The organism is Ralstonia flatus (assembly GCF_958439105.1).
Taxonomy (GTDB): domain Bacteria; phylum Pseudomonadota; class Gammaproteobacteria; order Burkholderiales; family Burkholderiaceae; genus Ralstonia; species Ralstonia flatus.
Genome location: NZ_CAUDLI010000006.1, coordinates 119348 through 143519 on the forward strand (window position 1 = coordinate 119348; position 24172 = coordinate 143519).

Here is a 24172-nt window from a genome sequence, read left to right on the forward strand (position 1 = left end):
CTACACGAGGGTGGCGGGCCCGACGACAGGGGTAGCAGACCGGCCTCACAGGAAACCGGCAGACCCGAAGGTCTCCCTGCCCGGCCCGCCGTAAAAACAATAGGCGTGCACAAGCTCCGGATGAAAAAAGCCGCGTGGCAGCGGCTATCCGGCCTGTGAGAAAGAGACGGGCTGCTACACCCGGCTGCCGTTGGTGCGGCAGCGGGGGAATTATAGCGATGGGGGTTGCCTCCAGCGTCTGATTTGCAGCCAATGGAGTCCCCAACCGCAACGGTGGGGTTCACAACTGCAACCTTCAGGTTCGGAACCGCAATCGTGACGTTCCGAACCTCATGCATGGCGTTCTGAACTCGGAAGGTGGAGTTCAGAACGCGACCCTATGAAGTTCTGAACCTCTCGGTTGAGGTTCGGCACCTCACGCATGGCGTTCTGAACCCCAACGATGAGGTTCAGAACCTCACACTTGGCGTTCCGAACCCGGGGGCATGGCGTTCCAAACCGCATCGATGGAGTTCAGAACCCCATCGACGCAGGCAATTTGTGAAATGGAGTGGCGGACCATTGCTGTTGCGTCAAGCAGCGTCCAATCTGCGGCGGTCATGCCCCCCGGCATGACGTTGCCAACCCCTAAAAAAGGAATGCAATGTCGCAGAACCTGATTTCGCTTCAACTCAGCACAACAGATTTGGCCGCCTTGGATAGCGCCCTCAAGACCATCGAAGACAAGCTCACCGGCTTGATCGGCCTATCGATCGAGCAGCGCCGGTTTCTGAACAAGATGGGCGACAAGTCCGAAGCGTTCGCCCGCACGGCGGTAGAGGTGCTGGGTAACAACCCCAACGTGCTGCCTGCCAACTTCAATCTTGCGGAAGTCCGCCGCGACCTGGCGGCGTTCGACCAACTCCGCAGCCGCCTGGTGCGCGTGAATCGCATCCAGGAACGGATGGCCGACTCGCAGCTTGCGCTCGGCAGCGATGTCATGAACGCCGTGCTGGAGGGGTATGCCTTCCTCAAGGTGGCCGGCAAGGGTGAAGGGCTGGATGCGGCGCGTAAGGCGTTGTCGGTGCGGTTTGCTAAGTCGCCGCGGAGGAAGGAGGGCGAGACTGCCGTCGGGTGACACCAGGCGTAGTTGCTGCACGTGACGGAAGCCGCCTCGCGCGGCTTCCATGCAGTGAATCCTCCTAGGGCATCGCCCGTTTCTCTATTTCGCCTTGTTTGCGAAATTCCGAATATCCCGCACCCCGTAATAGACCGCTTCCATGCTGCTACCGCTAGGAGCGACTTTCAACGGTGCTATGTAGGCTTGCCGAATATTCTGGAATGACCCGCTCCGACCCAGTCCGCCGAAATTTGATGCAATGCAGAAATAGTTTTTATGCGCCTTGGTGAGGATCGAGTAAACCGCTTTAGAAGAGTCAATACGCTGTGGATGATCCCTTCCTAGCCTGGTTGCTCGGGAAATCGGAACCCGCATCGCTCCAACAACGATCAGGTCACGCGATCCTTTGTTTGCCGTCGCATAGCCGAAAATGATGTCATGCCGAGCATAGGAAAAAAGCGAGTAGCCAGGAATTTCGTCGTCGCTGATGGTTCCGGTGCTTTCAAGCCCGCTGTACTCGACGTCCGGGCCGCTACTTTCCAGAAGCATGCAGCTTCTCACGACGGATTCTGGAATCTGAGCGAGCGCATTGAGTGAAAACAAGCCGCAGAACAGCGCTACCAATCGCTTCACAAATGCTCCTTAGGTTCCATGCGCGCATCTCCAAGCTTGTTGTGCACCGCCTTCACATCGCCGTTCTCGGCAAGCTGAAATAGTCACGACCAATCCCAGCCACAAAGAGGCCTTCGAACCCGGTTGAATTTTCAGAAACGGCTCATGCATTTGCCGATGTGCACCCCGTAAAAGAGAAAGCCCTCAACCAACTTTCTCAGGAGCACGCAATGTATGACGGCATCTTGGCTGCAAACTATGCAGCAAGCAATATCGAGCCGAATAGTGTGGGCCGCTGCGCAGAATACGTGCGCAAGGCGATTGAATGGGGCGGCATTTCTTTGCAGCGCACCCGCTCGGCAAAGGACTACGGCCCCTCACTGCGGGCAGCCGGGTTTCACGAGGTGACAGGCTCGCCGATGAAGGGAGACGCGATCGTGATTCAACCCGCCCCCGGGCACCCTCACGGGCACATGGCGATCTACGATGGCTCCCACTGGATATCGGACTTCAAGCAGTTGCACGGTTTCTATCCTGGCCCGGCGTACCGAAGCGCCCAACCGGCCTACAAGATCTACCGTTATCACTGAGGCAAGCTCATGACCCGCGTCCTTTCCCTGCTCGTTGCGGTGGTATGCGCCGTCGCGGTTTGGTCGGCATCCGCTGCACAGGCCGCCGTCTCGCAAAACACGCCGGAGGCCGCAGCCATCTCGTTCTACACCTGGTTCATTCAGCACGATTCGGATCACACATATCCGCTGCGCGAGCCGGACATTGAGCGCTATGTCGCCAAAGAGACCGTTGCCCGGTTGCGCAACGACTACGCGCAAGCCGGCGCGCCAAATGGCGTGGACTATTTCCTGAAGGTGCAGGACTACGATAGCCGCGACTGGCTCGCCCATATGCAAGTGCAACGCGCGCTGATGCTGGGCGATGTTGCAGTTGTGCCGGTCTCTTTTGGCTCGCAAGACCCGGTGCATGTGCTGCTGTTCATGAAGCGAGTGGATGCGGCCTGGAAGATCATCAAGATCGACGACACCTGGGAGTACAGGTAAACAGTCCAGCAGAGAAACCCGGGCGTCGCAGCAAGGGGCGCCGGGCTTTCTGCAGCGTCTTTACACTCCCCCGCACATCAGCTCCCCCTACCCCACATTCATCGGCAGCAGCACCATCTGCTTGCCCTGCACATGCAGGCGCGTCTGGATCTCGAGCGGCGTCTGGTTATGCAGCCATGCGGTCAGGAAGTTGACCTGTTTGAAGATCAGCTTGCTGGCAAAGCACACGCTGTTCGGAAAGGCGTCCATCGTGGTTTCCGCCAGCCGGGTGAATTCGGCAATCGGGTGCGTGCCGAAGGCGATGCGGTAGTCGGCGGCCATGCCGTGACGCCGGCAATGCGCAACGTAGTACTGCAGCGATGTGCCAATGGTCTGGCGCAGGTGGTCCAGATGCTCCGCGCCCTCGTAGCTCTGTGCATCCACTTCGCCCACGGCCAGGAAGATGACGTTCTTGAAGTGGCCCGGAAACAACCGGTTGACCCACAGCAGCGCGTGCATGCTGGCGCCGCGGTGCTTGCCCACCAGCAGGATGGCAGTCGGCTGCGACGGGTCGGGCGTTGCCGGGGCGGTGGTCGGGTCCACTTCAGGCGGCTGGCCGGCAAACAAGGCGTCTTCCTTGGCGATCAGTGCGCGCGTTTCGTCGTAATGCCGCCGGATCAGGAAGCACAGCGCGACCACTGCACTGGTGACAAGCACGGTCAACCAGCCGCCGGCCATGAACTTCTCGACCAACGTGATGACGAGCACCGTGCTGGTGACCGAAAGCCCAAGCGCGGACAGACCGAAGTGCGTGTACCAGTTGCCGCCATCGCGGCGGCGGCGCCACCAATAGGTGCACAGGCCCAGCAATGACAGGCTGAAGGTCAGGAACACGTTGATGCTGTAGAGCACCACCAGCACCGCGACCTGCCCATGTGTCCAAAGCAGGATGATCACGCTGGCCACGCCCATCACGATGATGCCGTTCTGCCGCACCAGTCGCGTCGACAGGTCACGGAAATGACGTGGCACCCACGAGTCCTGCGCCATGTTCGACAGCACCGCGGGGCCATCCAGGAAACCGGTTTGCGCGCCTACCAGCAGCAGGCCGGCCTCGAACGCAAGCACGGCGGCCAGCAGCGCATTGCGTGCAAAGTCGGAGCCCAGGCCCATGTGCTCGATCACTCTGCCGAACACCACGGCGTTGAGCGTTTGCCCTTCCACAGGTTTGGCCTGCCACAGCATGTAGAGCAGGATGATGCCGCCCGCCGTAAAGGCCAGCGACGTTGCCATGTACACCATGGTGCGCTTGCCGGCCGGAACACGCGGTTCGGCCAGCATGTTGACGTTGTTGGAGACGGCCTCCAGCCCGGTATAGGTCCCGCCGCCCATCGAGAACGCGCGCATCAGCAGCCCGATCATGACCAGCGGCCCGAAGGCCTGCGACATGCCATGCGCCTCGCCGACGGCTTCGGGCACCACGGCCGCAAGATGCTGCCCATGCACCGCAACGCCGTAGACGATCAAGCCGAGGTGCAGCACCACGAAGCCGATGAAGATGGGCAGCAGCACGAGGATGGATTCGCGCATGCCCCGAAAGTTGAGCCCCGTCATCAGCACGACCAGGACAATCTCGGTGCCGAGCTTGAAAGCCTGCGCGCTCACAGGCAGCAGGCTGAAGAAAGCGTCGACGCCGCTGGCGAGCGAGGTCGCAACGGTCAGCACGTAATCGACGAGGAGAGCGGCGCCCGACACGAGACCCGGCCGTGGCCCGAGCAGTGCCGTGGCGACGCGGTAGCCGCCTCCGCCAGTGGGAAACAGCTCGATGACCTGGTTGTAGCCCAGCGCGATGATGAACACCGTGGCAGCGGTGGCCAGCGCAAGGAACAAGGCAAGCGGTGTGTGCTGGCCCAGTGCAAGGAAGGCTTCTTCCGGGCCGTAGCAGGAGGATGAGAGACCATCCGCGCCCAGGCCGACCCACGCCAGCAGTGGCGTCACGGCAATGGCGTGTCGCGTGCGCGGGTCCAGCGGGTCCAGTGGCTTGCCGAACAGCAACTGCCACATCTTGGCGAAGCGGGCCATGGTGTCTCCCCTGCTGCAGACGATTTCGATGCGGGCGGCGTCGTCGCGGGAGGCGGGCTTTCTTACCCGTGCGCGCCGAGTTGGATCGCGTTCTATTCGGCAATCTAAAACAACGCTCTGCGCAACGCTACAGATGCATGCCTGGGCTGGCTTGCCGCGCTGCCCACCCGCAAACGCTGTCCGGACCTGCAACAGCGCGAACCCGCAGGCAGGGCGTTTACAGGATTTTTCTACGGTCGCGCCAAGTCTCTACACGTTTTTAATGGCCGCCTGACTACCCTTGCATGGACTGGACTATGGGGGCGCAGTGCGCTCATTCATCATGACTTTGGCCGCCAGATGGCTACTCGGCGCCGGTGCCGTGCTCGCCCTCGTGATGTTGTTCGTGGTGCTTTACCTGGATGAGCGAAGCGCGTCCCGACGCTATGGGCGCGCAATCGACCACCATGAAAAAGGGCTCTCGAACCCCGGGGATCCCTCGTGAAGACTTCCGCTCGCGCTGCGGCGGATCGTGCTGGGCCGGTTTCAGCCGACGCCGCGCCCACGGCGCACGCGCTACGCACGTCCCTTTACATCTTTTTTATGGGCACGGGCCGCAGTCTTTACACCGTCTTTGCGGCGGCGTTCGTATAACACTGACAGGCCGTCACGCTGTTCAAACGGCCATGCCCCGGCACTGTGCAGGCAACGACCCGACTTACCCTGCCGCCGGTCGATCAACGTGATCAGGGTTACGCAATGCTCAAGCTTCTCGTCCCCGTCAACGGTTCTCGCCACGCGCTCGACGCGGTTCGCCATGCAGCCTTTCTCTGCCAGGACCGTTGCGCGTCGGACATCGTGCTGCTCAACGTACAGACACCGATTGAAGGGGGACGCGCCAGCGCCTACCACTCGCTCCAGGCCTTGCGCGAGATTGAGGAACAAAGCGGTGAAGAGGCCTTGCGGCGCGCGCGCGCCATCCTGGACGACGCCGGCGCGCACTACGTTGCCCAGGTGCGGATCGGTCGCGTGGCCGAAACCATCGCGCAAACCGCTGCGGCCAACCAATGCGACATGATCGTGATGGGCTCGGCTGCCCGCTCGCCGCTCGGCTCGCTCATGGCCGCGCGGCTTTCCAACCGGTTGATGCGCCTGTCGCGCATTCCGGTCACGCTCGTCCGCTAACCCGCGCGCCCGTCAGGCGCTTGCGGCCACGACGTAGCGTCGCTGCCTTCTGCGCCGAGCGCCACCCCACTTGTCTCGCCATCGACGTCAAGCGCGCCTCAGCCCGCTCCGCCGCGCCGCGCCGCGCCGCAGGCGACCGTATCCCCGGAATCCGACAACCAAGACCGGCGCTATCCGCTACGGCATGGTGCGCCTGCGCCGCGCTTGCGCGCGCTGCTGCTGTAACCGGGGCGGCCGTCGCCTAGGCAATCGACCGTTTTTACACGGCGTTTACACCCCTCCCCCGAAGCTTTATCCCGTTTTTATCCGCGCTTCCCTAATGTTGCACTGCACGCAGGCCCTGTGACGGGAGCCTGCCTGCACGCCGCATCCGGCCCCAGTTGACGCGCACCTGCGCCGGGCCGGGCGGCACCTACAACAACAAGGGAAAGGTCCATGCAAGCCAAGGTTTCTTTGCACGCCACCGTCATGGGTGGCGTTGTCTTCTGTGCCGCAGCACTGTCGAGCGCGGCCGCTTTTGCGCAGTCCACTGACGCTGCGCCGGCCCCGGCCGCAGCACCCGCCAGCCCGTTGACGGCCAACGTCACGCTGGCCAGCCAATACCGCTATCGCGGTCTCATGCAGACCAACAACAAGCCGGCCATTCAGGGCGGTGTGGATTACGCGCTGCCCAACGGCTTCTACGTGGGCAACTGGAACTCGTCGATCAGCTGGCTGGGGGATTCCAACCCCAACGTCTCCGCCCCCATCGAGATGGATTTCTACGGCGGCTACAAGACCGAGCTAATGAAGGACGTGCCCATTGATGTGGGCGTGCTGCAGTACTACTACCCTGGCAGCTACCCCGACGGCTACACCCGCCCGCACACCACCGAAGGTTATGCACAGATCGGCTACGGGCCGGTCTCGTTCAAGTACTCGCATGCGTTCTCCAACCTGTTCGGTTTTGCGGATAGCCACCACAGCCAGTACTTCGATCTGTCGGGCAACTTCGACACCGGTTTCTGGGGCCTCACGCTGAACCTGCACGTGGGCTATCAGCAGGTGCCGCACCAGGTGGTGCGCACGTCGTATGCCGACTGGAAGGTGGGCGTGACGAAAGACTTCGGCAGCGGTTGGACGGCATCGCTTGCGTACATCGACACCAACGCCGCGCGCGCCGCGTACACCAACACGCGCGGCAACTACATGGGCAAGGCCACCGCGCTGCTGGCGGTGACCAAGACGTTCTGACCAACACGACCTGAAGGAAAGGGGAGCGCATATGGACCTCGTTTATCTCGCCGGCCTTGCGGTGCTGGCCCTGGCAGTGGGCGGCTTGCTCGCCCTCTCCGGCCGGCTTGCCACCAAAGACCAACCCACCACGCACGCGATGGAGAAACAGCAATGACCTGGCTCTATGTGCTGTCCGGGGCCATCACGGTGGTCCTGCTCGTCTACTTGTTCGTCGCCCTCTTGTGGCCCGAACGCTTCTAACAACACTGCGAGGCACACCATGAATGCGTTCCTCCTCCAGCTGGCGATCTACCTGGTCGTGCTGCTGGTTCTGGCCAAACCGCTGGGCGCGTATATGACCGGCGTGTTTGGCGACAAGCCTTCGCGCACCCATTGGCTTGGCCCCGTCGAGCGGCTGTTCTATCGCGTGGCCGGCGTCAACCCGCAGGCCGAGATGGGCTGGAAGCACTACGCGCTGGCCGTCATCGTCGTCAACGTGCTGGGCGCGCTGGCGGTGTATGCGCTGCAGCGCGTGCAGCAGTGGCTGCCGCTCAACCCACAGGGCTTTGGCGCCATCACGCCGGATTCGTCCTTCAACACGGCCATCAGCTTTGTGAGCAACACCAACTGGCAAGGCTACTCGGGCGAAAGCACGATGAGCTATCTCACGCAGATGCTCGGCCTGGCGGTGCAGAACTTCCTGTCTGCGGCGACCGGCATTGCGGTGGTGATTGCGCTCATTCGCGGCTTTGCGCGCCACTCGGCCAACACCATCGGCAACTTCTGGGTCGACTTCACGCGCGCCACGGTCTACGTGCTGCTGCCGCTGTCGATTCTGGTGTCGGTGTTCTTCGTGAGCCAGGGTGTGATCCAGAACTTCGATGGCTACAAGGAAGTGACCACCGTCACCGCCACCACGTACGACAACCCGAAGATGGACGCCAGCGGCCAGCCGCTCAAGGACGCACAAGGCAACCCCGTCACCGAGAAAGCCACCACGCAAACGCAGACCCTGCCGATGGGCCCGGTCGCGTCGCAAGAGGCGATCAAGATGCTCGGCACGAACGGTGGCGGCTTCTTCAACGCCAACTCCGCCCACCCGTACGAGAACCCCAACGCGCTGACCAACTTCGTGCAGATGCTGGCGATCTTCATCATCCCGGCGGCGCTGTGCTTTACGTTTGGCGGCATGGTGGGCGATGGCCGGCAAGGCTGGGCGGTGCTTGCGGCGATGACGGTGCTGTTTGCCGTGCTCGCCGTCTTCCTGGGATGGGCTGAACTGCATGCCAACCCGATGCTTGCGAACCTCGGCATCGACCAGGCCATGGGCAACATGGAAGGCAAGGAAACGCGCTTCGGCATCGTGGCCTCGTCGCTGTTTGCCACCATCACGACGGCAGCGTCGTGCGGGGCGGTGAATGCCATGCATGACTCGCTGACCGCGCTGGGCGGCTTCGTGCCGATGTTCCTGATGCAGCTGGGCGAAGTGGTGTTTGGCGGTGTGGGCTCGGGCCTGTACGGCATGCTGGTGTACGCCATCCTGGCCGTGTTCATCGCGGGCCTGATGATCGGCCGCACGCCGGAATACCTCGGCAAGAAGATCGAGGTGTTCGAGATGAAGATGACGTCGATCGCCATCCTCGTCACGCCGCTGCTGGTCCTGGTGGGCACGGCCATCGCCGTGGTGGTCACGCAGGGCAAGGCCGGCATCTTCAACCCGGGCACGCACGGCTTCTCTGAAGTGCTGTACGCCTTCTCATCGGCGGCCAACAACAACGGCAGCGCGTTTGCGGGCCTGTCTGCCAACACGCCGTTCTACAACATCGCGCTGGGCATTGCGATGTGGCTGGGCCGCTTCTGGATCATCGTGCCGGTGCTGGCGATGGCAGGCACGTTTGCCGCCAAGAAGCGCCTGCCCGTGACGGCCGGCACGCTGCCCACGCACGGCCCGCTGTTTGTGGTGCTGCTGATCGGCTCGGTGCTGCTGGTGGGCGCGCTCACGTACATCCCGGCGCTCGCACTGGGCCCGATTGCAGAACACCTCGCCCGCTAAGAACCTGCCCATGTTCCTACTGCGCGTCCCGATCTTGGCCCTGCGATGCTCGCCGTACACCTGTACGGCTGCGCTTCTCGCGCCAACCTCGGGCCGCTCGCTACGGACCATGAGCAGGTTCCACGGCGCGTAGTCCACTCAATATCAACAGGTGCCTTATGGCTATCCGTTATCCCGAATCCGAACCGGCTGTGCGTACGGTCAAGCACAAGCTTGAGCCGAGCGCCGGTACTGGTACTGCTGCAGCGGCCGAGCCGCAGGCACGCAGCACGCATACGACGCACACCACGCTGTCCGCCAAGGATGTGCGCAAGCTGTCGATGTTCTCGTCGGCGCTGGTCAAGCCCGCCATTGTCGACAGCTTCCGCAAGCTGTCGCCGCGCGCGCAGGCCAAGAACCCGGTGATGTTTGTCGTCTACGTCGGCAGCATCCTCACCACGATCCTGTGGGTGATGGCGCTGCGCGGCCAGGCCGAAGCGCCGGCGGGCTTCATCCTCGCCGTGTCGGTGTGGCTGTGGTTCACGGTGTTGTTCGCCAACTTTGCCGAGGCGCTGGCCGAGGGCCGCAGCAAGCAGCAGGCCGCATCGCTGCGCGGCATCAAGACCACGGTGCAGGCCAAGGTGCTGGCAGACGCGCACCGCCGTGACCGCGTGGAAGCACGCGCCGCCACCGCGCTGCGCCGTGGCGACATCGTGCTCATCGAAGCCGGCGACATGGTGCCCGGCGACGGCGAGGTCATCGAAGGCGTGGCCTCGGTGGACGAAAGCGCCATCACCGGCGAATCGGCACCGGTCATCCGCGAATCGGGCGGGGATTTCTCGTCCGTGACGGGCGGCACGCGCGTGCTGTCGGACTGGATCATCGTGCGCATCACCGCCAACCCCGGCGAGAGCTTCCTCGATCGGATGATCTCGATGGTGGAAGGCGCCAAGCGCCAGAAGACGCCCAACGAGCTGGCGCTGACGATCCTGCTGGTGAGCCTGACCATCATCCTGATGCTGGCGACCGTCACGTTGCTGCCGTACTCGATCTTCTCGGTGGAAGCGATGAAGGCCGGTTCGCCGATCACGATTACCGTGCTCGTCGCGCTGCTGGTGTGTCTGATCCCGACCACCATCGGCGGGCTGCTCTCCGCCATTGGCGTGGCGGGTATGAGCCGCATGATGCAGGCCAACGTGATCGCCACCTCGGGCCGCGCCGTGGAAGCGGCTGGTGACGTGGATGTGCTGCTGCTCGACAAGACCGGCACGATCACGCACGGCAACCGCCAGGCGTCGCGCTTCATCCCCGCGCCGGGCGTGACGGCCAAGCAGTTGGCCGAGGCCGCATGGCTGTCGTCGCTGGCCGATGAAACGCCGGAAGGCCGCAGCATCGTCACGCTCGCGCGCAACCTGGGCGAGGCGTCCATCGATGAAGCCGCGCTGGCGAAGACGCAGCCGGTGTACGTCGCCTTCTCTGCGCAAACGCGCATGAGCGGCATCAACGTTGGGCACAACGGCGAGGCACGCCAGATCCGCAAGGGCGCGGCCGACGCGATTCGCACGCATGTCACGCTGCTGGCCGGCAAGTTTCCCGATGCCGTGTCGACGGCCGTGGACGATGTGGCACGCGCGGGCGGTACGCCGCTGGTGGTGTCCGACAACGACCGCGTGCTCGGCGTGGTGGAACTGAAGGACATCGTGAAGGCCGGCATCCGCGAGCGCTTTGCCGAGCTGCGCCAGATGGGCATCAAGACGGTGATGATCACCGGCGACAACCGCCTGACCGCCGCGTCCATCGCCGCTGAAGCCGGCGTCGACGACTTCATTGCCGAAGCCACGCCCGAGACCAAGCTGGCGCTGATCCGCGAACAGCAGGCGCAGGGCCGCCTCGTTGCCATGACCGGTGACGGCACCAACGATGCGCCCGCACTGGCACAGGCCGACGTGGCCGTCGCCATGAACAGCGGCACGCAGGCCGCCAAGGAGGCCGGCAACATGGTCGACCTGGATTCCAGCCCGACCAAGCTGATCCAGATTGTCGAGATCGGCAAGCAGATGCTGATGACGCGCGGCTCGCTCACCACGTTCTCCATCGCCAACGATGTGGCGAAGTACTTCGCCATCATCCCGGCCGCATTTGCGACGACGTATCCGCAGCTCGCCGCGCTGAACGTGATGCACCTGGCAACGCCGGCATCAGCAGTGATGAGCGCCGTGATCTTCAACGCGCTGATCATCGTGTTCCTGATCCCGCTGGCGCTCAAGGGCGTGAAGTACCGCGCGCTGGGCGCCGCCACGCTGCTGCGCCGCAATCTCTTGATCTACGGCCTGGGCGGCCTGCTGCTGCCCTTCCCGGGCATCAAGATCATCGACATGTTCCTGGCCGCGATGGGCTGGGTTTAAGGAAGGAGTGCATTCATGGCAACCACAACTCAAGCGCGTCAACCTGTCCAGGCCGATGTGCCGCAACAAGGTGGGCTGCTGCGTGCGGCGCTGGTGGTGTTCGTCGGGCTGTCGCTCATTACCGGGGTGCTATATCCGGTGGTGGTGACGGGTGTCGGCAAGGCGCTGTTTCCGGCGCAGGCCGGGGGCTCGATCATCGAGCGTGGCGGCAAGGCTGTTGGGTCTTCGTTGATCGGGCAGAACTTTGACACCCCGGAGTATTTCTGGGGGCGGATCTCGGCGACTGCGCCGAATCCGTATAACGCGCAGGCGTCAAGCGGATCGAACCTTGGGCCCAGCAACCCGGCGTTGACGGAAGCGGCGAAGGCCCGCATTGCGGCGCTCAAGGAAGCGGACCAGACGAACAGTGCGCCGATTCCTGCTGATCTTGTGACGGCTTCTGCGAGTGGGCTGGACCCGGAGATTAGTCCTGCGGCTGCGGCGTATCAGGTGGAGCGGGTGGCGCGGGCGCGGCACATGTCACCGGACCTGGTGAAGAAGGTGGTGGCTGAGAACACCAAGGGGCCCGTGCTTGGGGTGTTTGGCGAGCCTACCGTCAATGTGTTGGAACTGAATTTGGCGTTGGATGATTTGAAGTGAGGGTTTTGAGTCGGGCCTTGATGGTATGTCCCCGGTTTTCGTGCCTTGCCGGGCCCGACTCACTTTCTTTGTCTTGCCAAAGAAAGTAAGCAAAGAAAGGCGCGCCCGAGATGGCGAAAGATTCCTTGAATTTGCGTAACCGGGCGGAGGTGGGGAAAACTCGCTTCGCTCAGACAGTTCCCCACCTTTTTTCCGCCCGCTTACGAAAATTCAAGGCGCCATCAAGGGCAGGAACGTCAACGGCCAAAACGGTGGTTTGCGTGCCTTATCGGTGTCTCGTTTGTTGCGGTGTGCTGCTTCGCTTCGCTCGCTATCTCCACCTAGTCTTACTGACTTGCCTGGCCTGGCCTGGCGTGGCGTTGTGGCGCGTACCCACTACAGCGTTTGTACTTCGATGGTGTGGCCGTACCCTGCCCTAGATGGCGCCTTGAATTTCTGTTGCAGGGAGGAAAAAGGAAGGGAAACTGTCTGAGCGAAGCGAGTTTTTCCCTTCCCCTCCCTGCGACATAAATTCAAGGAGGGGGTCGCCATCTCGGGCGCGCCTTTCTTTGCTTACTTTCTTTGGCAAGACAAAGAAAGTGAGTCAGCCCCGGCAGGGGATGAAACAAGGGATGCACCCACAACAAAAAAAAACACCCAAAATACGCAACATGCAAGAAGCCGCGCGCCCGAACCCCGACCAACTCCTAGCCGAACTCCAATCCGGCCAAGAGCAGTCCGCCCGCGGCAAACTCCGCATTTATTTCGGCGCCTCGGCCGGTGTAGGCAAAACCTACGCGATGCTGGCCGCAGCAAAGGCCGCCCGCGCCGCCGGCATCGACGCCATCATCGGCCTGGTCGAAACCCACGGCCGCGCCGAAACCGCCGCGCTGGTCGCAGACCTCGAACACCTCCCCACCCGCCAAGTCGAATACAAGGGCCGCACGTTGCCCGAATTCGATCTGGATGCCGCACTGGCGCGCCGGCCTGCCCTCATCCTCGTCGACGAGCTTGCCCACTCCAACGTGGCAGGCTCGCGCCACCCCAAGCGCTGGCAGGACATTGAAGACCTGCTTGCCGCCGGCATCGACGTCTGGACCACCGTCAACGTCCAGCATCTCGACAGCCTGAACGAGGCCGTCGGCAGCATCACCGGCATCCGCGTGTGGGAAACCGTGCCGGATGCGGTGTTCGATGCGGCCAACGAAGTCATCCTCGTCGACCTGCCCGCCGATGAACTGCTGCGCCGCCTGGCCGAGGGCAAGGTCTACATGCCCGAGCAGGCGCAGCACGCCGCGCGCAATTTCTTCCGCAAGGGCAACCTCATCGCGCTGCGCGAACTCGCCCTGCGCCGCACCGCCGATCGCGTCGACGATGACGTGCAGGCCTATCGCCGCGCGCGTCGCATTGAAAACGTCTGGCGCACGCGCGAAACCGTCGTCGCGTGTCTGGACCCGCAGGGCGATGGCGAACAGGTCATCCGCAGCGCCGCGCGGCTGGCCGCGCAGCTGGAATGCGACTGGCATGCCGTGGCCGTGGTGATGCCGCATCTGCGCGCCGCCGATGCGCGTACCGAGCGGTTGCATGCCCTGCTCAAGCTGGCCGAAGACGCCGGTGCCAAGGTGGAGACGCTGGCCGGCACCAACGCCGTCGAGGCGATCACCGGTTATATCCGCCGCCACAACATCACCAAGGCGGTGATCGGGCGGCCGCCGGAGAAGCGCTGGCGATCGGCGCGGGCCATTGTCGTGGCGTTGCGGCTGGCGATCGGGCTGGAGCGCCGGCTGCCGAGCGGTGACTTTGCCGAAGCGTTGGCACGGCACTGCCCCGAGGTCGACGTGATTCGCGCGGCGGCGGACCCGGCGCATATCCAGCTGCCGCCGCGCGCAGCAGACATTGGCCGTGCCGACGTGCGCAGCGAGGCGCAGCGTGCGGCCGATGCACAGGCCGGTTGGCTCAAGCCGGCGTACGTGGCCGCGTGTGTGTATGTGGGCGTGGCGACGGCGCTGTCCAGCCTTGTGCGGCCGGTGTTCGATCTGGCCAACATCGTCATGTTGTTCCTGGCAGCCGTAGTGGCGGTGGCGATGCGCCATGGGCGCGGGCCGGCGGCGCTGGCGTCGGTGCTGTCGGTGGCGCTGTTCGATTTCTTCTTCGTGCCGCCACGCTTTTCCTTTGCCGTGAGCGACGTGCAGTACCTGCTGACCTTTGGGGTGATGCTGGCGGTGGGCATGCTGGTGGGTCAGTTGACGGCCGGCCTGCGTGAACAGGCCGAGGTGGCGGTGCAGCGCGAGGCGTCGGCGCATGCGCTGTATGAGGCCGCGCGGGAGTTGTCCGCCGCGCTCACGCTGGACCAGATCGTCAGCATCGGCGGGCGCTTCGTCAACGCAACGTTTGGCGGGCGCTGTGCGTTCTTCTTCGTCGGGCTCGATGGGCGGCTGGGCGCACCGCAGATTGCCAAGCCGGAAGGCAGCACCGATGCGCCGTCCGGCATGCCCAACCTTGACCGCGTGCTGGCCGATTGGACGTATCAGCATGGCCAGCCTGCCGGTACAGGCACGCATACGCTGCCGTCGGGCTCGGTGCTGTATCTGCCCTTGAAGGCGCCGATGGCGATTCGCGGTGTGCTGGCCGTGGAGCCCGAAACCTTCCAGGTGCTCGCCCAGCCCGACAACCGCCGCCAGATCGACGCCTGCGCCACCCTCATCGCCATCGCCATCGAGCGTGTGCATTACGTGGAAGTGGCCCGCGATGCGCTGGTGCGGATTGAATCGGAGCGGCTGCGCAATTCGCTGCTGGCCGCCGTGTCGCACGACTTGCGCACGCCGCTCACGGGCCTGGTGGGGATGGCCGAGACGCTGCTGCGCGCGCAGCCGCCCTTGCCCGCGCTGCAGGCCGAAGCTGCAGCCGCCATCGGCCAGCAGGCGCAGCGCATGCGCACGATGGTCACCAATCTGCTCGACATGGCTCGCCTGCAGAACCAGGACGTCAAGCTGCGGCTCGAGTGGCAATCGATCGAGGAGCTGGTGGGCGCCGCGCTGCAGGCGAACCCGCTGCCCGATCATCGTGTGGTGGTGGATCACCTTTCGGCGCTGCCGCTCATTCGCTGCGATGGGCCGTTGATGGAGCGCGTGCTGTCGAACCTGCTGGAGAACGCGGGCAAGTTTGCGCCGGCCGGCACCGAGGTCCGCGTCTCGGGCGAACTCGTCCGCGATGAAGCGCGCGGCAACGAACTGCGCCTGCGGGTGCGCGACCACGGGCCGGGTGTGCCCGCCGGTTCGATGCGCACCATCTTCGAGAAGTTCACGCGCGGCGAAAAGGAATCGGCCACCACCGGCGTCGGCCTGGGCCTGGCGGTGTGCGAGGCGATCGTCAGCGCGCATCACGGCCGCATCTGGGTGGAGGCGCCGGCCGATGGCGGTGCATGCTTCGTCGTCGCCCTGCCCGCCGCCGAGCCGCCGCCTGTGGAAGACGGCGAGCCCATCGCCTAGCCTGGCTGCACCGTTGCAGGGCATATGGACATGCCGAAAAAGTCGTTCGGTTACGTTCGCCGCTATGACAGGATCGCGTCACACGCCCGCTACCCGCGGGCGGATTTCATTCACGACAAGATCCACGAGGTTTCTCCATGTCTCTGTTCTCCCGCCTTGCGCGCGTGGCCGTACCGGCCATTGCCTTTGCCGTCGCCACCGCCGCCAACGCCGACACCAAGCAGATCAAGCTCGGCACCATGAGCGGCCCCGATGCGCAAATCTGGGAAGTCGTTCAGAAGGTCGCCAAGAAGGACGGCCTGGACGTCAAGATCATCGAGTTCAACGATTACGCCCAGCCCAACCCCGCGCTCGATTCGGGCGACCTGGACGCCAACGGCTTCCAGCATCAGCCCTTCCTCGACAGCCAGATCCAGGCGCGCCATTACAAGATCGTCAACGTGGGCCTGACCTACGTGGCGCCGATGGGCTTCTACTCGAAGAAGGTCAAGTCGCTGGCGCAGCTCAAGGAAGGCGCCAAGGTCGGTATCCAGAACGATCCGTCCAACGGCAACCGCGCGCTGCTGCTGCTGCAGAAGGCCGGCGTGATCAAGCTGAAGGCGGGCGCCGGCACGAACGGCAACAACGCCACCCCGCGCGACGTGGTCGAGAACCCGAAGAAGATCAAGCTGATCGAGCTGGATTCGGCGCAGCTGCCGCGCTCGCTGGATGATCTGGACGCCGCTTCGATCAACACCGACTACGCCGTCAAGAACGGCCTGACGCCGACCAAGGACGCCATCGCACTGGAGGATCGCCAGGGGCCGTACGCCAACCTGATCGCCGTGCGTGAAAAAGACAAGAACCAGCCGTGGGTGAAGACGCTGGTGCGCGCCTACCAATCGGAAGATGTGCGCAAGTTCATCGACACGCAGTTCAAGGGCGCGATCCTGCCGGCGTTTTAAGTTGAGCTGCTAAGTCAGCAGTTACTTTCGCCAATCGGCCCGAAATTGAACCGTGGCGCACCGCGAGCTTGACGTGAGCTTTCGGTGCGCCACGTGCTTTGTTGCGTTGCATCATCATTGGGCGGTTGCAATCGTTTTCGTCACACGTGGCGCGCCGGCAACGCTTGTAGCTTCTCGTTACATTAAGTAGTTCTACCTTATTGCAACGCAGCAAACGATTCGCTATAGTAGGAACTGTCTCCTCCACCCTCCTTGGTGGATTGTGGCCCGAGCACCTGGTGCTCGGGCTTTTTTCTTTGGCGCGCGGCTTTCGCCGTTCTTCTGGCCGCCTTGCATCTCGGCCGGTTCTGGCTACTCTGAATTCTCATCTTTTCGGCGTCTTGCTCCGGGGTGCGTTGCCCGATAGCAACGAGCGCGGAATTTTCAAGCGGCCGCTTCGAGCCCCGCTTCGATCACTACGGCGCGTCGGACCGGCGTCTATTCAAAGCGTTGTTTGAATCACCTTGTCGCTGCGAATGTGCGCGCAACGGTGTGCTTTGTGCAGCTAACATCGCGAAATTTCGTCAGTTTTTGTCCTACAAGGGTTTCGGCGAACCCCGGACAGTCTGACTGCACCCCCTCCACTAAACTTCACCTTGCTCTCTCTTTAGAGAGCACTCCCCCCCTTTTGAGCCCGCCCCTGTTGCGGGCTTCATTTTTTTCGGGCACGATTTCTTCCATCCCGACGCCGTCGACACCGGCGTCGGAAGCTCAAAAGGTTGGGGGAATCGCTCAAGGCCCGCGCAGTTGAAAAGCTGCGCGGGCTTTGTTTTTTCCGGCTCCGTGCATCGACTGCGCCTGACAAGGCCTGCGCGCGGTGCTTCAATGGCGGCTGACGGTGGCGTCACACCGCGCAGACACGATGCGCTTCGCCCCGATACCCACAACAACAAGGACTGGCCGATGGAAGGTTTCGCGCAACTCGCCGTGCTGGTGGTGGACGACCACCCCGTGCAACGGGCTGCCGCCCGGCAACTGCTCCATACGCTGGGCGTGCAGCAGATCCTGACCGCTTGCGACGGCCGCGAGGCGCTCTACCTCCTCCAGCTCTGCCACGTCGATCTCGTGCTGTGCGACATCGACATGCCCGGCATGAACGGCCCCGAACTGATGGAGCAGATGCATTTGCGCGGCGGCCAGGTCTTTCCGCGACAGGCGCCCGTGTGGGCGTGGGTCAGCGCGATGGATGCGCCGATCGTGGAGTCGCACGTCAGCCTGGCCGACGCGATCGGGCTGACGCGCACGCACGGCGTGCAAAAGCCGCTGCGCCCGGCGCACGTGCTGCCGTTGCTCGAAGAAGCCGCCGCGCGCGAGCGGGACCGGGCGCCCGCTGCACCCGTGGGCCTGCCGCAGTTTTCCGACGACGAACTGGCCGCGCTGATCCACGAAACGCCCGAGCAGATCGAAGTCGTGTTCCAACCGCAGCACGATCTGGCCAGCAACCAGATTGCGGGCGCCGAGGCGCTCTGCCGCTGGATGCACCCCGTGCACGGGCGTGTGTCGCCCGCCGCGTTCGTGCCGCGCCTTGAAGCGCTGGGGCTGGCCGATGGCCTGTTCTTTCACGTGCTGGAGCATTGCGTGCGCGTGCAGCACGCGCTGGCCGGGTATGCGCATCCGGTTTCGATCGGGGTGAATGCGTCGGCGCAGACGCTGAGCCGGGCCGGCACCATCGACCGCATCGAAGCGATCGTGCGCGAGGCACGCATTGCGCCGGCGACCATCGCGATCGAGCTGACGGAGGATTCGCCCGTGCCGGATGCCGCGCAGCTCACCATCGCGCTGAACCGCTTGCGCCTGCTGGGCCATCCGCTGGCCATCGACGATTTTGGGGTGGGCATTGCCACGCTCAAGCTGCTGGCCGACCTGCCCTTCACCATTCTCAAGATCGATCGTTCGTTTACGGCGGCGGTGGATCAGACAAGTCAGCGCGGCGTGATCTGCCGCACGATGATCGAACTGGCGCGCTCGCTGCAGCTCGAGTGCATTGCCGAAGGCGTGGAGACCGATGCGCAGCGCCAGACCCTACGCGCGCTCGGCTGCGCCACGGGCCAGGGCTATCTGTGGGCCGCGCCGCTTTCCGTCACGGCGTTTCTGGCGCACGTGCAGGCGGCGGCTTGAGGGCGAATGCCGCAGGGCCATTCAGTTTTTCGCAGCCCTGATAGAAACAGCTTCTGCCCCGAAAGGTTACATCCTGCAAAAGTAAGAAAAGTCTGACCCCGCCGGGCAGATCAGGTGAGTAAGGTACCCGCTCCTCTCTGCGGCCTTCCCTCCTTCCATGACGGCTCCGATCTCTCCTACCCTGCTGTTTGCCGAGCACGACACGCCATCGCCGGCGATGCGCCTGGGCTGACGGCGCGCGCATGTCCTCGGTCCTCTCGATCGTGACGGCAGACGATCATCCGTTGATTCTGCGGGGGCTGGCGGTGGCCCTTGGGCAGTTTCCGCAGCTGCGTGTCGTCGCACAGGTACACGACGGACGCGAGCTGCTGGAGGTGCTCCTGCGCGCCGACTGCAACGTCATCGTGACCGACTACAACCTCGGCGGCGACCCCGCTTTCGACCGCATGCAACTGCTGGCGCGCCTGCGCAAGAAGCATCCGAAGCGCGCCATCGTTGTCTGCACGATGGTTCACAACCCGGCACTCCTGCGCGCCATGCGGCAAATCGGCGTGTCCGGCATTGTGAGCAAGAACGATGACCTCGTTCATGTCGGCCACGCTGTCATGGCCGGTGCGCGCGGCGTGCGCTATGACAGCCCGCGCATCCTGGAGGACACAGGCCTTGGTTCCAACGAACGGAGTGTGTTCGAGCGACTGAGCGTGCGCGAGCGCGAAGTGCTTCGCATGTATGCCGGCGGCATGGCCGTGTCGGACATTGCGCTCAGGCTCGGTTCGAGCATCAAGACGGTCAGCACGCAAAAGACCGTGGCGCTGCGCAAGCTGGGGCTGGCGCGCGAGACGGATCTCTTTCAGTACATTCGCGACAGCGGATTGACGGCGCTGCGCTGAGCGCCCAGTTCAGCCTGCCTGGCGTGGCATCGGCACGGCTTGCGTCCGGGTGATGCCCGTGTCGGACGCCTGCGTCGGCGATGCTTCCGCGCCCATCAGCCAATTGAACAATGGCGTTGCCAGCATGGCGCCGAGCAGTTGCGCGAGCATGTAGCCCGGGACATCCCCGGGGCGGATGCCGGAGGGGCCGTCGGTCAGCGCGCAGGCAAAGGCCAAAGCCGGGTTGGCCAGCGATGACGACGACGTGAACCAATATCCGGCCGCGATATAGGCGGCCACCACCAGCGGCAATTGCTTCGGCGCGTGACGGCCGCAGGCGATGCCCACGCCAATCAATCCGAACGTTGCCAGCGCCTCGCTCCACCACAGGGCCGGCCCGGTTGCGGCATGCGTGCCCGGCGCCCACGCCGGCATGCCGAACATGGCGTGCGCAGCGGCCACACCCAGCGCGGCGCCCACGGCTTGTGCAGCCAGGTAGGCCAGGGCCTCATGCCCACGCAGACCGCCCCGCAGCCACGTCGACAGCGTGACGGCCGGGTTCAGGTGCGCACCCGACACCGGCGCAAATACCGTCAACAGCGCCAGCAGACCGGCACCACCGGCCAGCGATTGCGCCAGCAGCGTCCACGTGGCATCGCCGCCGGAGAGCCGGCTTGCGTGGATGCCGGTGCCGATCACCACTGCAATCAGCAGGGCTGTGCCGAGCCCCTCCGCGACGATGCGACGAGCCAGCGACGGTGCGGCGGACGGGGCCGAAGCCGCGGTGCGGAGGTGGGAAACAGTGGCCATGCGGAAGGAAGGCGAGCGATGCCAAGCGCATCGCGCGGGAGTGTGGAATGTCCGCGGGGGCCGATCAATGCACGCGGGCGCGCTTGTGTCGCGCACCCGAGTATCGAATCGTGTGGTGTAACTCAGGCCGGGCTTGCCGCGCCGGCCGCGGCCAGTTGCCGTTGCTGTGCCCCGAGCCGCGCAAAACCCACGGCCGCCGCGCCGAGCGCCGCCAACATGGCGATGCATCCCGCCATCGTGCCGTGCGCCATGCCAATGGCACCGCCGCCTGCGGCAAACGTGAAATACAGCCCGCCGATGCAGGCGACGCCCAGCGCGCCCGCCAATTGCTGCGCGGTAATCAGCAGCCCTGCTGCTGCACCGGCTTGCGTGCGTGCCACGCCGGTCAGCACCAGGCCGATCAGCGGGACGACGACCAGGCCTTGCCCCGCGCCGTACAGCGCCACCGCAATGCCGATGCGCACCATGCTCGGCGTGGCGGGGTGCGCCCACGCCGTGCCGAAACCCGACAGCAGCGTCAGCAGCCCCAGCGCCATCAGGCCGAGGCCTGCCAGCAGCGCACGAACGCCATGGCGCCGCACCAGCGCATTCGCCACCCGCGACGTCATCAGAAAGGTGATGGCCAGCGGCAGGATGGCGACGCCCATGCGCACCGCAGACAGCTGCCGCCCGTTTTGCAGATACAGCGTCAGCACCAGGAAGAAGGCCATCATCCCGATGTAGTGCAGCGCAGATGCCGTCAGGCCGGTCATGAACGCGCGATGCTGCAGCAAGGTGGGCGGCAGCAGCGGCGTACCGCCAGCGCGGTCGACACGGGCTTCAAGCTGCTGGAACGTCGCCATGCCCAGCACGCCTACGGCAAGCAGTGCCAGCGTCCACACCGGCCAGTGCAGCTCGCGGCCGAACAGCAGCGGTACCAGCACGGCGGCCACGCTGACGGCCATCCACGCCACGCCGGCGGTATCGAGATGCACCTTTGCCGCGTCAGCGCTGGGGCGCGGAATCCAGCGCCAGCCGAGCAGCGCGGCGGTCAAACCGACCGGCACGTTGATCAGGAAGGCCGTGCGCCAGCCCAACCCGGCGATATCTGCGCTGGTGAGTGCGCCGCCTACGAGCAACCCGGCCGCGCCGCCCGTGCCCATCACCAGGCCGAAGATCGACAGCGCCCGGTCACGCTCGGCGCCGGCAAAGAGCGCCTGCACGCTCGCCAGCACTTGCGGCACCATCATCGCGGCAGAGAGCCCCTGCGTGAAACGCCATGCAATGAGCGCCGCCGCGCTGCCCGCTAGCCCGCAACCGGCCGAGGTGGCGGTAAAGGCCACGAGGCCCAGCAGGAAGACGCGCCTGCGACCGAACAGGTCGCCCAGACGGCCACCGGTAATGAGCAGAATCGCGTAGCCAAGCTGGTACACCGCCAGCACCGCCTCCAGTTGCGCGGGCGTGGCATGCAGGCTCGTGCGGATGCTCGGGATCGCCACATTGGCGATGAACGCGTCGACGATGAACATGAATTGCGCTGTCACCATCACACCAAAGGCGAGCCAGCGACGGGGTTCGAATACGGCGGAAGCAGAAGAAACGTGGGTCACGATCGGCTCCGGAAAGAGAGGTGAACGCAGCGTAGGTGCGCGCGCCGATTCGATGCAGAGCTAGGATTAACCTAGGATGAGCTTGTCCCTCCCACCCACACGCACCGCCGTGTGTAATACCGCCATGGACGATTTCACCGCCGACCTCGCGCCCTTGCCCGCCGCGCCCCGCAACGAGCTGGGCGAGTTCCTGCGCAGCCGCCGCAGCCATCTGCGTCCGCAGGATGTGGGGCTGCCCGAGGGCACCGGGCGCCGCCGCACCGCCGGGCTGCGCCGGGAAGAAGTCGCGCAGCTCGCCAATATCAGCATCGATTGGTATGTGCGCATCGAGCAGGGGCGCGACGTGCGGCCGTCGGTGGCGACCATCGAGGCGATCGGGCGTGCGCTGAAGCTGTCTTCGGATGAACGCGCGCACATGCGCGGCCTGGCGCGCGCGGAGTCGGTCTTGACGGGCGCGGCGGCTGCGGCGTCGGCGCGTCCGGCCGCCGAAGCGGTGCCCGATGTCTTGCGCCGCGCTGTTGCCGGCATGGTCTTGCCGGCCCACGTGCGCAGCTACCGCACCGAGTTGCTGTGCTGGAACGAGGCGACCTCGCAGCTCTTCATGGATTTCGGCACGATGCCGCCGGAAGACCGCAACTCCCTGGTCTACATGTTCCTGTATGCCAATGCGCGCGAGCGTTTTGTCGAGTGGGAAAACGAGGCGCGCCGCATGCTGGCGAAGTTTCGTGCCGTGTACGACCCTCACGCAGACGACCCGGTGCTCGTGGCGCTGGTCGACCGGCTGCGCACCAGCAGCCGCGAGTTCGATACCTGGTGGCGCCAGCACGAGGTGCGCGCCCAGCGCGCCGAGCACAAGCTCATTCGCACGCCTGGCGGCAAGGTCGTCCGCTACGACTACATCGGCCTGCCGGTGATGGAAGACCCGCGCCTGCGCATGGTGCTGTACGTGCCGGTCGAGGACGGCGCCTAACGTTCAGGCCGTCAGCGCCGCCAGGATGGTGTCGGTGTCGCGCACGCGGCCCAGTCGCGGGAACACGTTTTCCACCGACGAACGATGCATCGCCGCATCGTTCGAACTCATCGCATCTTCGGCCAGCACCAGCGCGTAGCCGTGCTCCCACGCGGCGCGCGCGGTCGACTCCACACCCACATGCGTCGAGATTCCGCCCAGCACGATGGTGGTGATGCCGCGACGGCGCAGTTGCAGATCCAGCTCGGTGCCGTAGAACGCGCCCCACTGGCGCTTGGTGATCTGGATGTCGGTGGCCGCGACTTCCAGCTCGGCGGGCTGTTCCCACCATTGCGGCGGCAGGCCCCCGGGCGGTGTGGGCGTGGGACGGTCGACGGGCTGGCGCGGCGCATCGGCGTAGTCGGCTGCCCAACCTACGCGCACCAGCACCACGGGCGCACCCAGCTCGCGAAAGCGCTTGGCCAACTTGGCGGACGCGTCCAATACCTGCTCGGCCGTATGCGGCCCTTGCGCGAACGGCAGGATGCCGCGTTGCAGGTCGATCAGCACCAGCGCGGTGGTCTTCGCAGACAAGGCAGGCAGGGTTTGCAGCGGTTCAGACATCAGGTGCTCCAGGTCGATTCGATTTACGGACGGCGGATGACACACGTTGCCGTGGCATGCGCGAGCAATGTGCCGTCCTGCGTCTTGAGCGCGCCTTCCGACACGCCGATCGTGCGCGAGACATGCAGCACGCGCCCAACGGCCACCAGCGGTGTGTCTACTGGCACGGCCTTCACCATCTTCACGTTCAGGTCGACCGTGCCGTAGCCGACGCCGGCTTCCAGCATCGTATGCACGGCGCAGCCCGTCACGGAATCGAGCACCGTGGCCGCAAAGCCGCCGTGCACACCGCCCAAGGGATTGAGGTGGCGCTTGTCGGCCTGGGCAGTGAAGTGCACGGTGCCCGCTTCGATGACATCCATCGTCATCGGGATGGTTTCGCTGATGGACGCGCGCGGCAGCTCGCCGCGCGACATGGCCTGCAGCAATTGCAGGCCGGTCATTTGGGACGGATGCATGGGGAAGGTCTGGTGGAGTTGGG

The 24172-nt window shown here is 64.6% G+C and carries 21 protein-coding genes; 15 read left to right on the plus strand and 6 right to left on the minus strand.

The window, feature by feature from the left end; genetic code table 11:
• The first annotated feature begins 643 nt into the window (after positions 1-643).
• Positions 644-1117, plus strand: a complete 474-nt coding sequence (locus R2676_RS15265) for a hypothetical protein (RefSeq protein ID WP_206273403.1) — start codon at positions 644-646, stop codon at positions 1115-1117.
• Between the two features lie 84 nt (positions 1118-1201).
• Here R2676_RS15265 and R2676_RS15270 read toward each other — a convergent pair whose 3' ends face one another.
• Positions 1202-1732, minus strand: coding sequence for a hypothetical protein (locus R2676_RS15270; protein ID WP_206273404.1), 531 nt, complete (start codon positions 1730-1732; stop codon positions 1202-1204).
• A gap of 209 nt (positions 1733-1941) precedes the next feature.
• Between R2676_RS15270 and R2676_RS15275 the strand changes: the two genes are divergently transcribed.
• Complete coding sequence (locus tag R2676_RS15275) at positions 1942-2301, plus strand: CHAP domain-containing protein (protein ID WP_206273405.1); 360 nt, start codon at positions 1942-1944, stop codon at positions 2299-2301.
• Positions 2302-2310: 9 nt separating this feature from the next.
• Positions 2311-2766, plus strand: coding sequence for a DUF3828 domain-containing protein (locus tag R2676_RS15280; RefSeq protein WP_206273406.1), 456 nt, complete (start codon positions 2311-2313; stop codon positions 2764-2766).
• Positions 2767-2853: 87 nt separating this feature from the next.
• Here R2676_RS15280 and R2676_RS15285 read toward each other — a convergent pair whose 3' ends face one another.
• Positions 2854-4827, minus strand: coding sequence for an APC family permease (locus R2676_RS15285; RefSeq protein WP_206273407.1), 1974 nt, complete (start codon positions 4825-4827; stop codon positions 2854-2856).
• 738 nt (positions 4828-5565) lie between these two features.
• Between R2676_RS15285 and R2676_RS15290 the strand changes: the two genes are divergently transcribed.
• The 11 genes from R2676_RS15290 to R2676_RS15340 all read left to right on the plus strand — a co-directional run bounded on the left by R2676_RS15290 (position 5566) and on the right by R2676_RS15340 (position 19740).
• Complete coding sequence (locus tag R2676_RS15290; RefSeq protein ID WP_009239489.1) at positions 5566-5991, plus strand: universal stress protein; 426 nt, start codon at positions 5566-5568, stop codon at positions 5989-5991.
• Positions 5992-6426: 435 nt separating this feature from the next.
• Positions 6427-7224 carry a TorF family putative porin gene (locus R2676_RS15295; protein ID WP_027678778.1) on the plus strand — a complete coding sequence of 266 codons (798 nt, stop codon included), beginning with the start codon at positions 6427-6429 and terminating at the stop codon, positions 7222-7224.
• Positions 7225-7255: 31 nt separating this feature from the next.
• Positions 7256-7381: a hypothetical protein gene (locus R2676_RS15300; RefSeq protein WP_004628489.1), complete on the plus strand. Its 126-nt coding sequence runs from the start codon at positions 7256-7258 to the stop codon at positions 7379-7381.
• Entirely contained in the window at positions 7378-7467 is a 90-nt protein-coding gene (kdpF, locus tag R2676_RS15305) for a K(+)-transporting ATPase subunit F (RefSeq protein WP_004628487.1), read from the plus strand. The genes R2676_RS15300 and kdpF overlap by 4 nt, the downstream gene beginning before the upstream one ends.
• Positions 7468-7486: 19 nt before the next feature.
• Entirely contained in the window at positions 7487-9259 is a 1773-nt protein-coding gene (gene kdpA, locus R2676_RS15310; protein WP_206273408.1) for a potassium-transporting ATPase subunit KdpA, read from the plus strand.
• Between the two features lie 158 nt (positions 9260-9417).
• Positions 9418-11643, plus strand: coding sequence for a potassium-transporting ATPase subunit KdpB (kdpB, locus tag R2676_RS15315; RefSeq protein ID WP_206273409.1), 2226 nt, complete (start codon positions 9418-9420; stop codon positions 11641-11643).
• Positions 11644-11658: 15 nt separating this feature from the next.
• Complete coding sequence (kdpC, locus tag R2676_RS15320) at positions 11659-12282, plus strand: potassium-transporting ATPase subunit KdpC (RefSeq protein ID WP_206273410.1); 624 nt, start codon at positions 11659-11661, stop codon at positions 12280-12282.
• Between the two features lie 650 nt (positions 12283-12932).
• Positions 12933-15749, plus strand: a complete 2817-nt coding sequence (locus R2676_RS15325; RefSeq protein ID WP_206273411.1) for a DUF4118 domain-containing protein — start codon at positions 12933-12935, stop codon at positions 15747-15749.
• 137 nt (positions 15750-15886) lie between these two features.
• Positions 15887-16693, plus strand: coding sequence for a MetQ/NlpA family ABC transporter substrate-binding protein (locus tag R2676_RS15330; RefSeq protein ID WP_027678773.1), 807 nt, complete (start codon positions 15887-15889; stop codon positions 16691-16693).
• Positions 16694-17635: 942 nt separating this feature from the next.
• The gene (locus R2676_RS15335) at positions 17636-18850 is read left to right on the plus strand and encodes an EAL domain-containing response regulator (protein ID WP_206273485.1); all 1215 of its coding nucleotides are present in this window, start codon (positions 17636-17638) and stop codon (positions 18848-18850) included.
• 242 nt (positions 18851-19092) lie between these two features.
• Complete coding sequence (locus R2676_RS15340) at positions 19093-19740, plus strand: response regulator (RefSeq protein WP_206273412.1); 648 nt, start codon at positions 19093-19095, stop codon at positions 19738-19740.
• A 9-nt stretch (positions 19741-19749) separates the two neighbouring features.
• Here R2676_RS15340 and R2676_RS15345 read toward each other — a convergent pair whose 3' ends face one another.
• Together R2676_RS15345 and R2676_RS15350 are read right to left on the minus strand one after the other, a co-directional pair.
• Positions 19750-20529: an aquaporin gene (locus tag R2676_RS15345; protein ID WP_206273413.1), complete on the minus strand. Its 780-nt coding sequence runs from the start codon at positions 20527-20529 to the stop codon at positions 19750-19752.
• Positions 20530-20651: 122 nt separating this feature from the next.
• On the minus strand, positions 20652-22118 hold the full coding sequence (locus R2676_RS15350; RefSeq protein WP_206273414.1) for an MFS transporter: 1467 nt from the start codon (positions 22116-22118) through the stop codon (positions 20652-20654).
• Between the two features lie 76 nt (positions 22119-22194).
• Here R2676_RS15350 and R2676_RS15355 point away from each other — a divergent pair, with 76 nt between their 5' ends.
• A complete protein-coding gene (locus R2676_RS15355) occupies positions 22195-23088 on the plus strand; it encodes a helix-turn-helix transcriptional regulator (RefSeq protein ID WP_316857319.1) in 894 nt (297 codons plus the stop codon).
• Between the two features lie 3 nt (positions 23089-23091).
• Here the strand turns inward: R2676_RS15355 and R2676_RS15360 are convergent, their stop codons facing one another.
• Together R2676_RS15360 and R2676_RS15365 are read right to left on the minus strand one after the other, a co-directional pair.
• The gene (locus R2676_RS15360) at positions 23092-23691 is read right to left on the minus strand and encodes a hydrolase (protein ID WP_206273415.1); all 600 of its coding nucleotides are present in this window, start codon (positions 23689-23691) and stop codon (positions 23092-23094) included.
• Positions 23692-23714: 23 nt separating this feature from the next.
• Positions 23715-24149: a PaaI family thioesterase gene (locus tag R2676_RS15365; protein WP_206273416.1), complete on the minus strand. Its 435-nt coding sequence runs from the start codon at positions 24147-24149 to the stop codon at positions 23715-23717.
• Positions 24150-24172: the final 23 nt, after the last annotated feature.

Coding starts and splice junctions, on each gene's coding strand:
- R2676_RS15265 (WP_206273403.1), top strand. CDS start 644: ATGTCGCAGAACCTGATTTCGCTTCAACTCAGCACAACAGATTTGGCC.
- R2676_RS15275 (WP_206273405.1), top strand. CDS start 1,942: ATGTATGACGGCATCTTGGCTGCAAACTATGCAGCAAGCAATATCGAG.
- R2676_RS15280 (WP_206273406.1), top strand. CDS start 2,311: ATGACCCGCGTCCTTTCCCTGCTCGTTGCGGTGGTATGCGCCGTCGCG.
- R2676_RS15285 (WP_206273407.1), bottom strand. CDS start 4,827: ATGGCCCGCTTCGCCAAGATGTGGCAGTTGCTGTTCGGCAAGCCACTG.
- R2676_RS15290 (WP_009239489.1), top strand. CDS start 5,566: ATGCTCAAGCTTCTCGTCCCCGTCAACGGTTCTCGCCACGCGCTCGAC.
- R2676_RS15295 (WP_027678778.1), top strand. CDS start 6,427: ATGCAAGCCAAGGTTTCTTTGCACGCCACCGTCATGGGTGGCGTTGTC.
- R2676_RS15300 (WP_004628489.1), top strand. CDS start 7,256: ATGGACCTCGTTTATCTCGCCGGCCTTGCGGTGCTGGCCCTGGCAGTG.
- kdpF (WP_004628487.1), top strand. CDS start 7,378: ATGACCTGGCTCTATGTGCTGTCCGGGGCCATCACGGTGGTCCTGCTC.
- kdpA (WP_206273408.1), top strand. CDS start 7,487: ATGAATGCGTTCCTCCTCCAGCTGGCGATCTACCTGGTCGTGCTGCTG.
- kdpB (WP_206273409.1), top strand. CDS start 9,418: ATGGCTATCCGTTATCCCGAATCCGAACCGGCTGTGCGTACGGTCAAG.
- kdpC (WP_206273410.1), top strand. CDS start 11,659: ATGGCAACCACAACTCAAGCGCGTCAACCTGTCCAGGCCGATGTGCCG.
- R2676_RS15325 (WP_206273411.1), top strand. CDS start 12,933: ATGCAAGAAGCCGCGCGCCCGAACCCCGACCAACTCCTAGCCGAACTC.
- R2676_RS15330 (WP_027678773.1), top strand. CDS start 15,887: ATGTCTCTGTTCTCCCGCCTTGCGCGCGTGGCCGTACCGGCCATTGCC.
- R2676_RS15335 (WP_206273485.1), top strand. CDS start 17,636: ATGGAAGGTTTCGCGCAACTCGCCGTGCTGGTGGTGGACGACCACCCC.
- R2676_RS15340 (WP_206273412.1), top strand. CDS start 19,093: ATGTCCTCGGTCCTCTCGATCGTGACGGCAGACGATCATCCGTTGATT.
- R2676_RS15345 (WP_206273413.1), bottom strand. CDS start 20,529: ATGGCCACTGTTTCCCACCTCCGCACCGCGGCTTCGGCCCCGTCCGCC.
- R2676_RS15355 (WP_316857319.1), top strand. CDS start 22,195: ATGAGCTTGTCCCTCCCACCCACACGCACCGCCGTGTGTAATACCGCC.
- R2676_RS15360 (WP_206273415.1), bottom strand. CDS start 23,691: ATGTCTGAACCGCTGCAAACCCTGCCTGCCTTGTCTGCGAAGACCACC.
- R2676_RS15365 (WP_206273416.1), bottom strand. CDS start 24,149: ATGCATCCGTCCCAAATGACCGGCCTGCAATTGCTGCAGGCCATGTCG.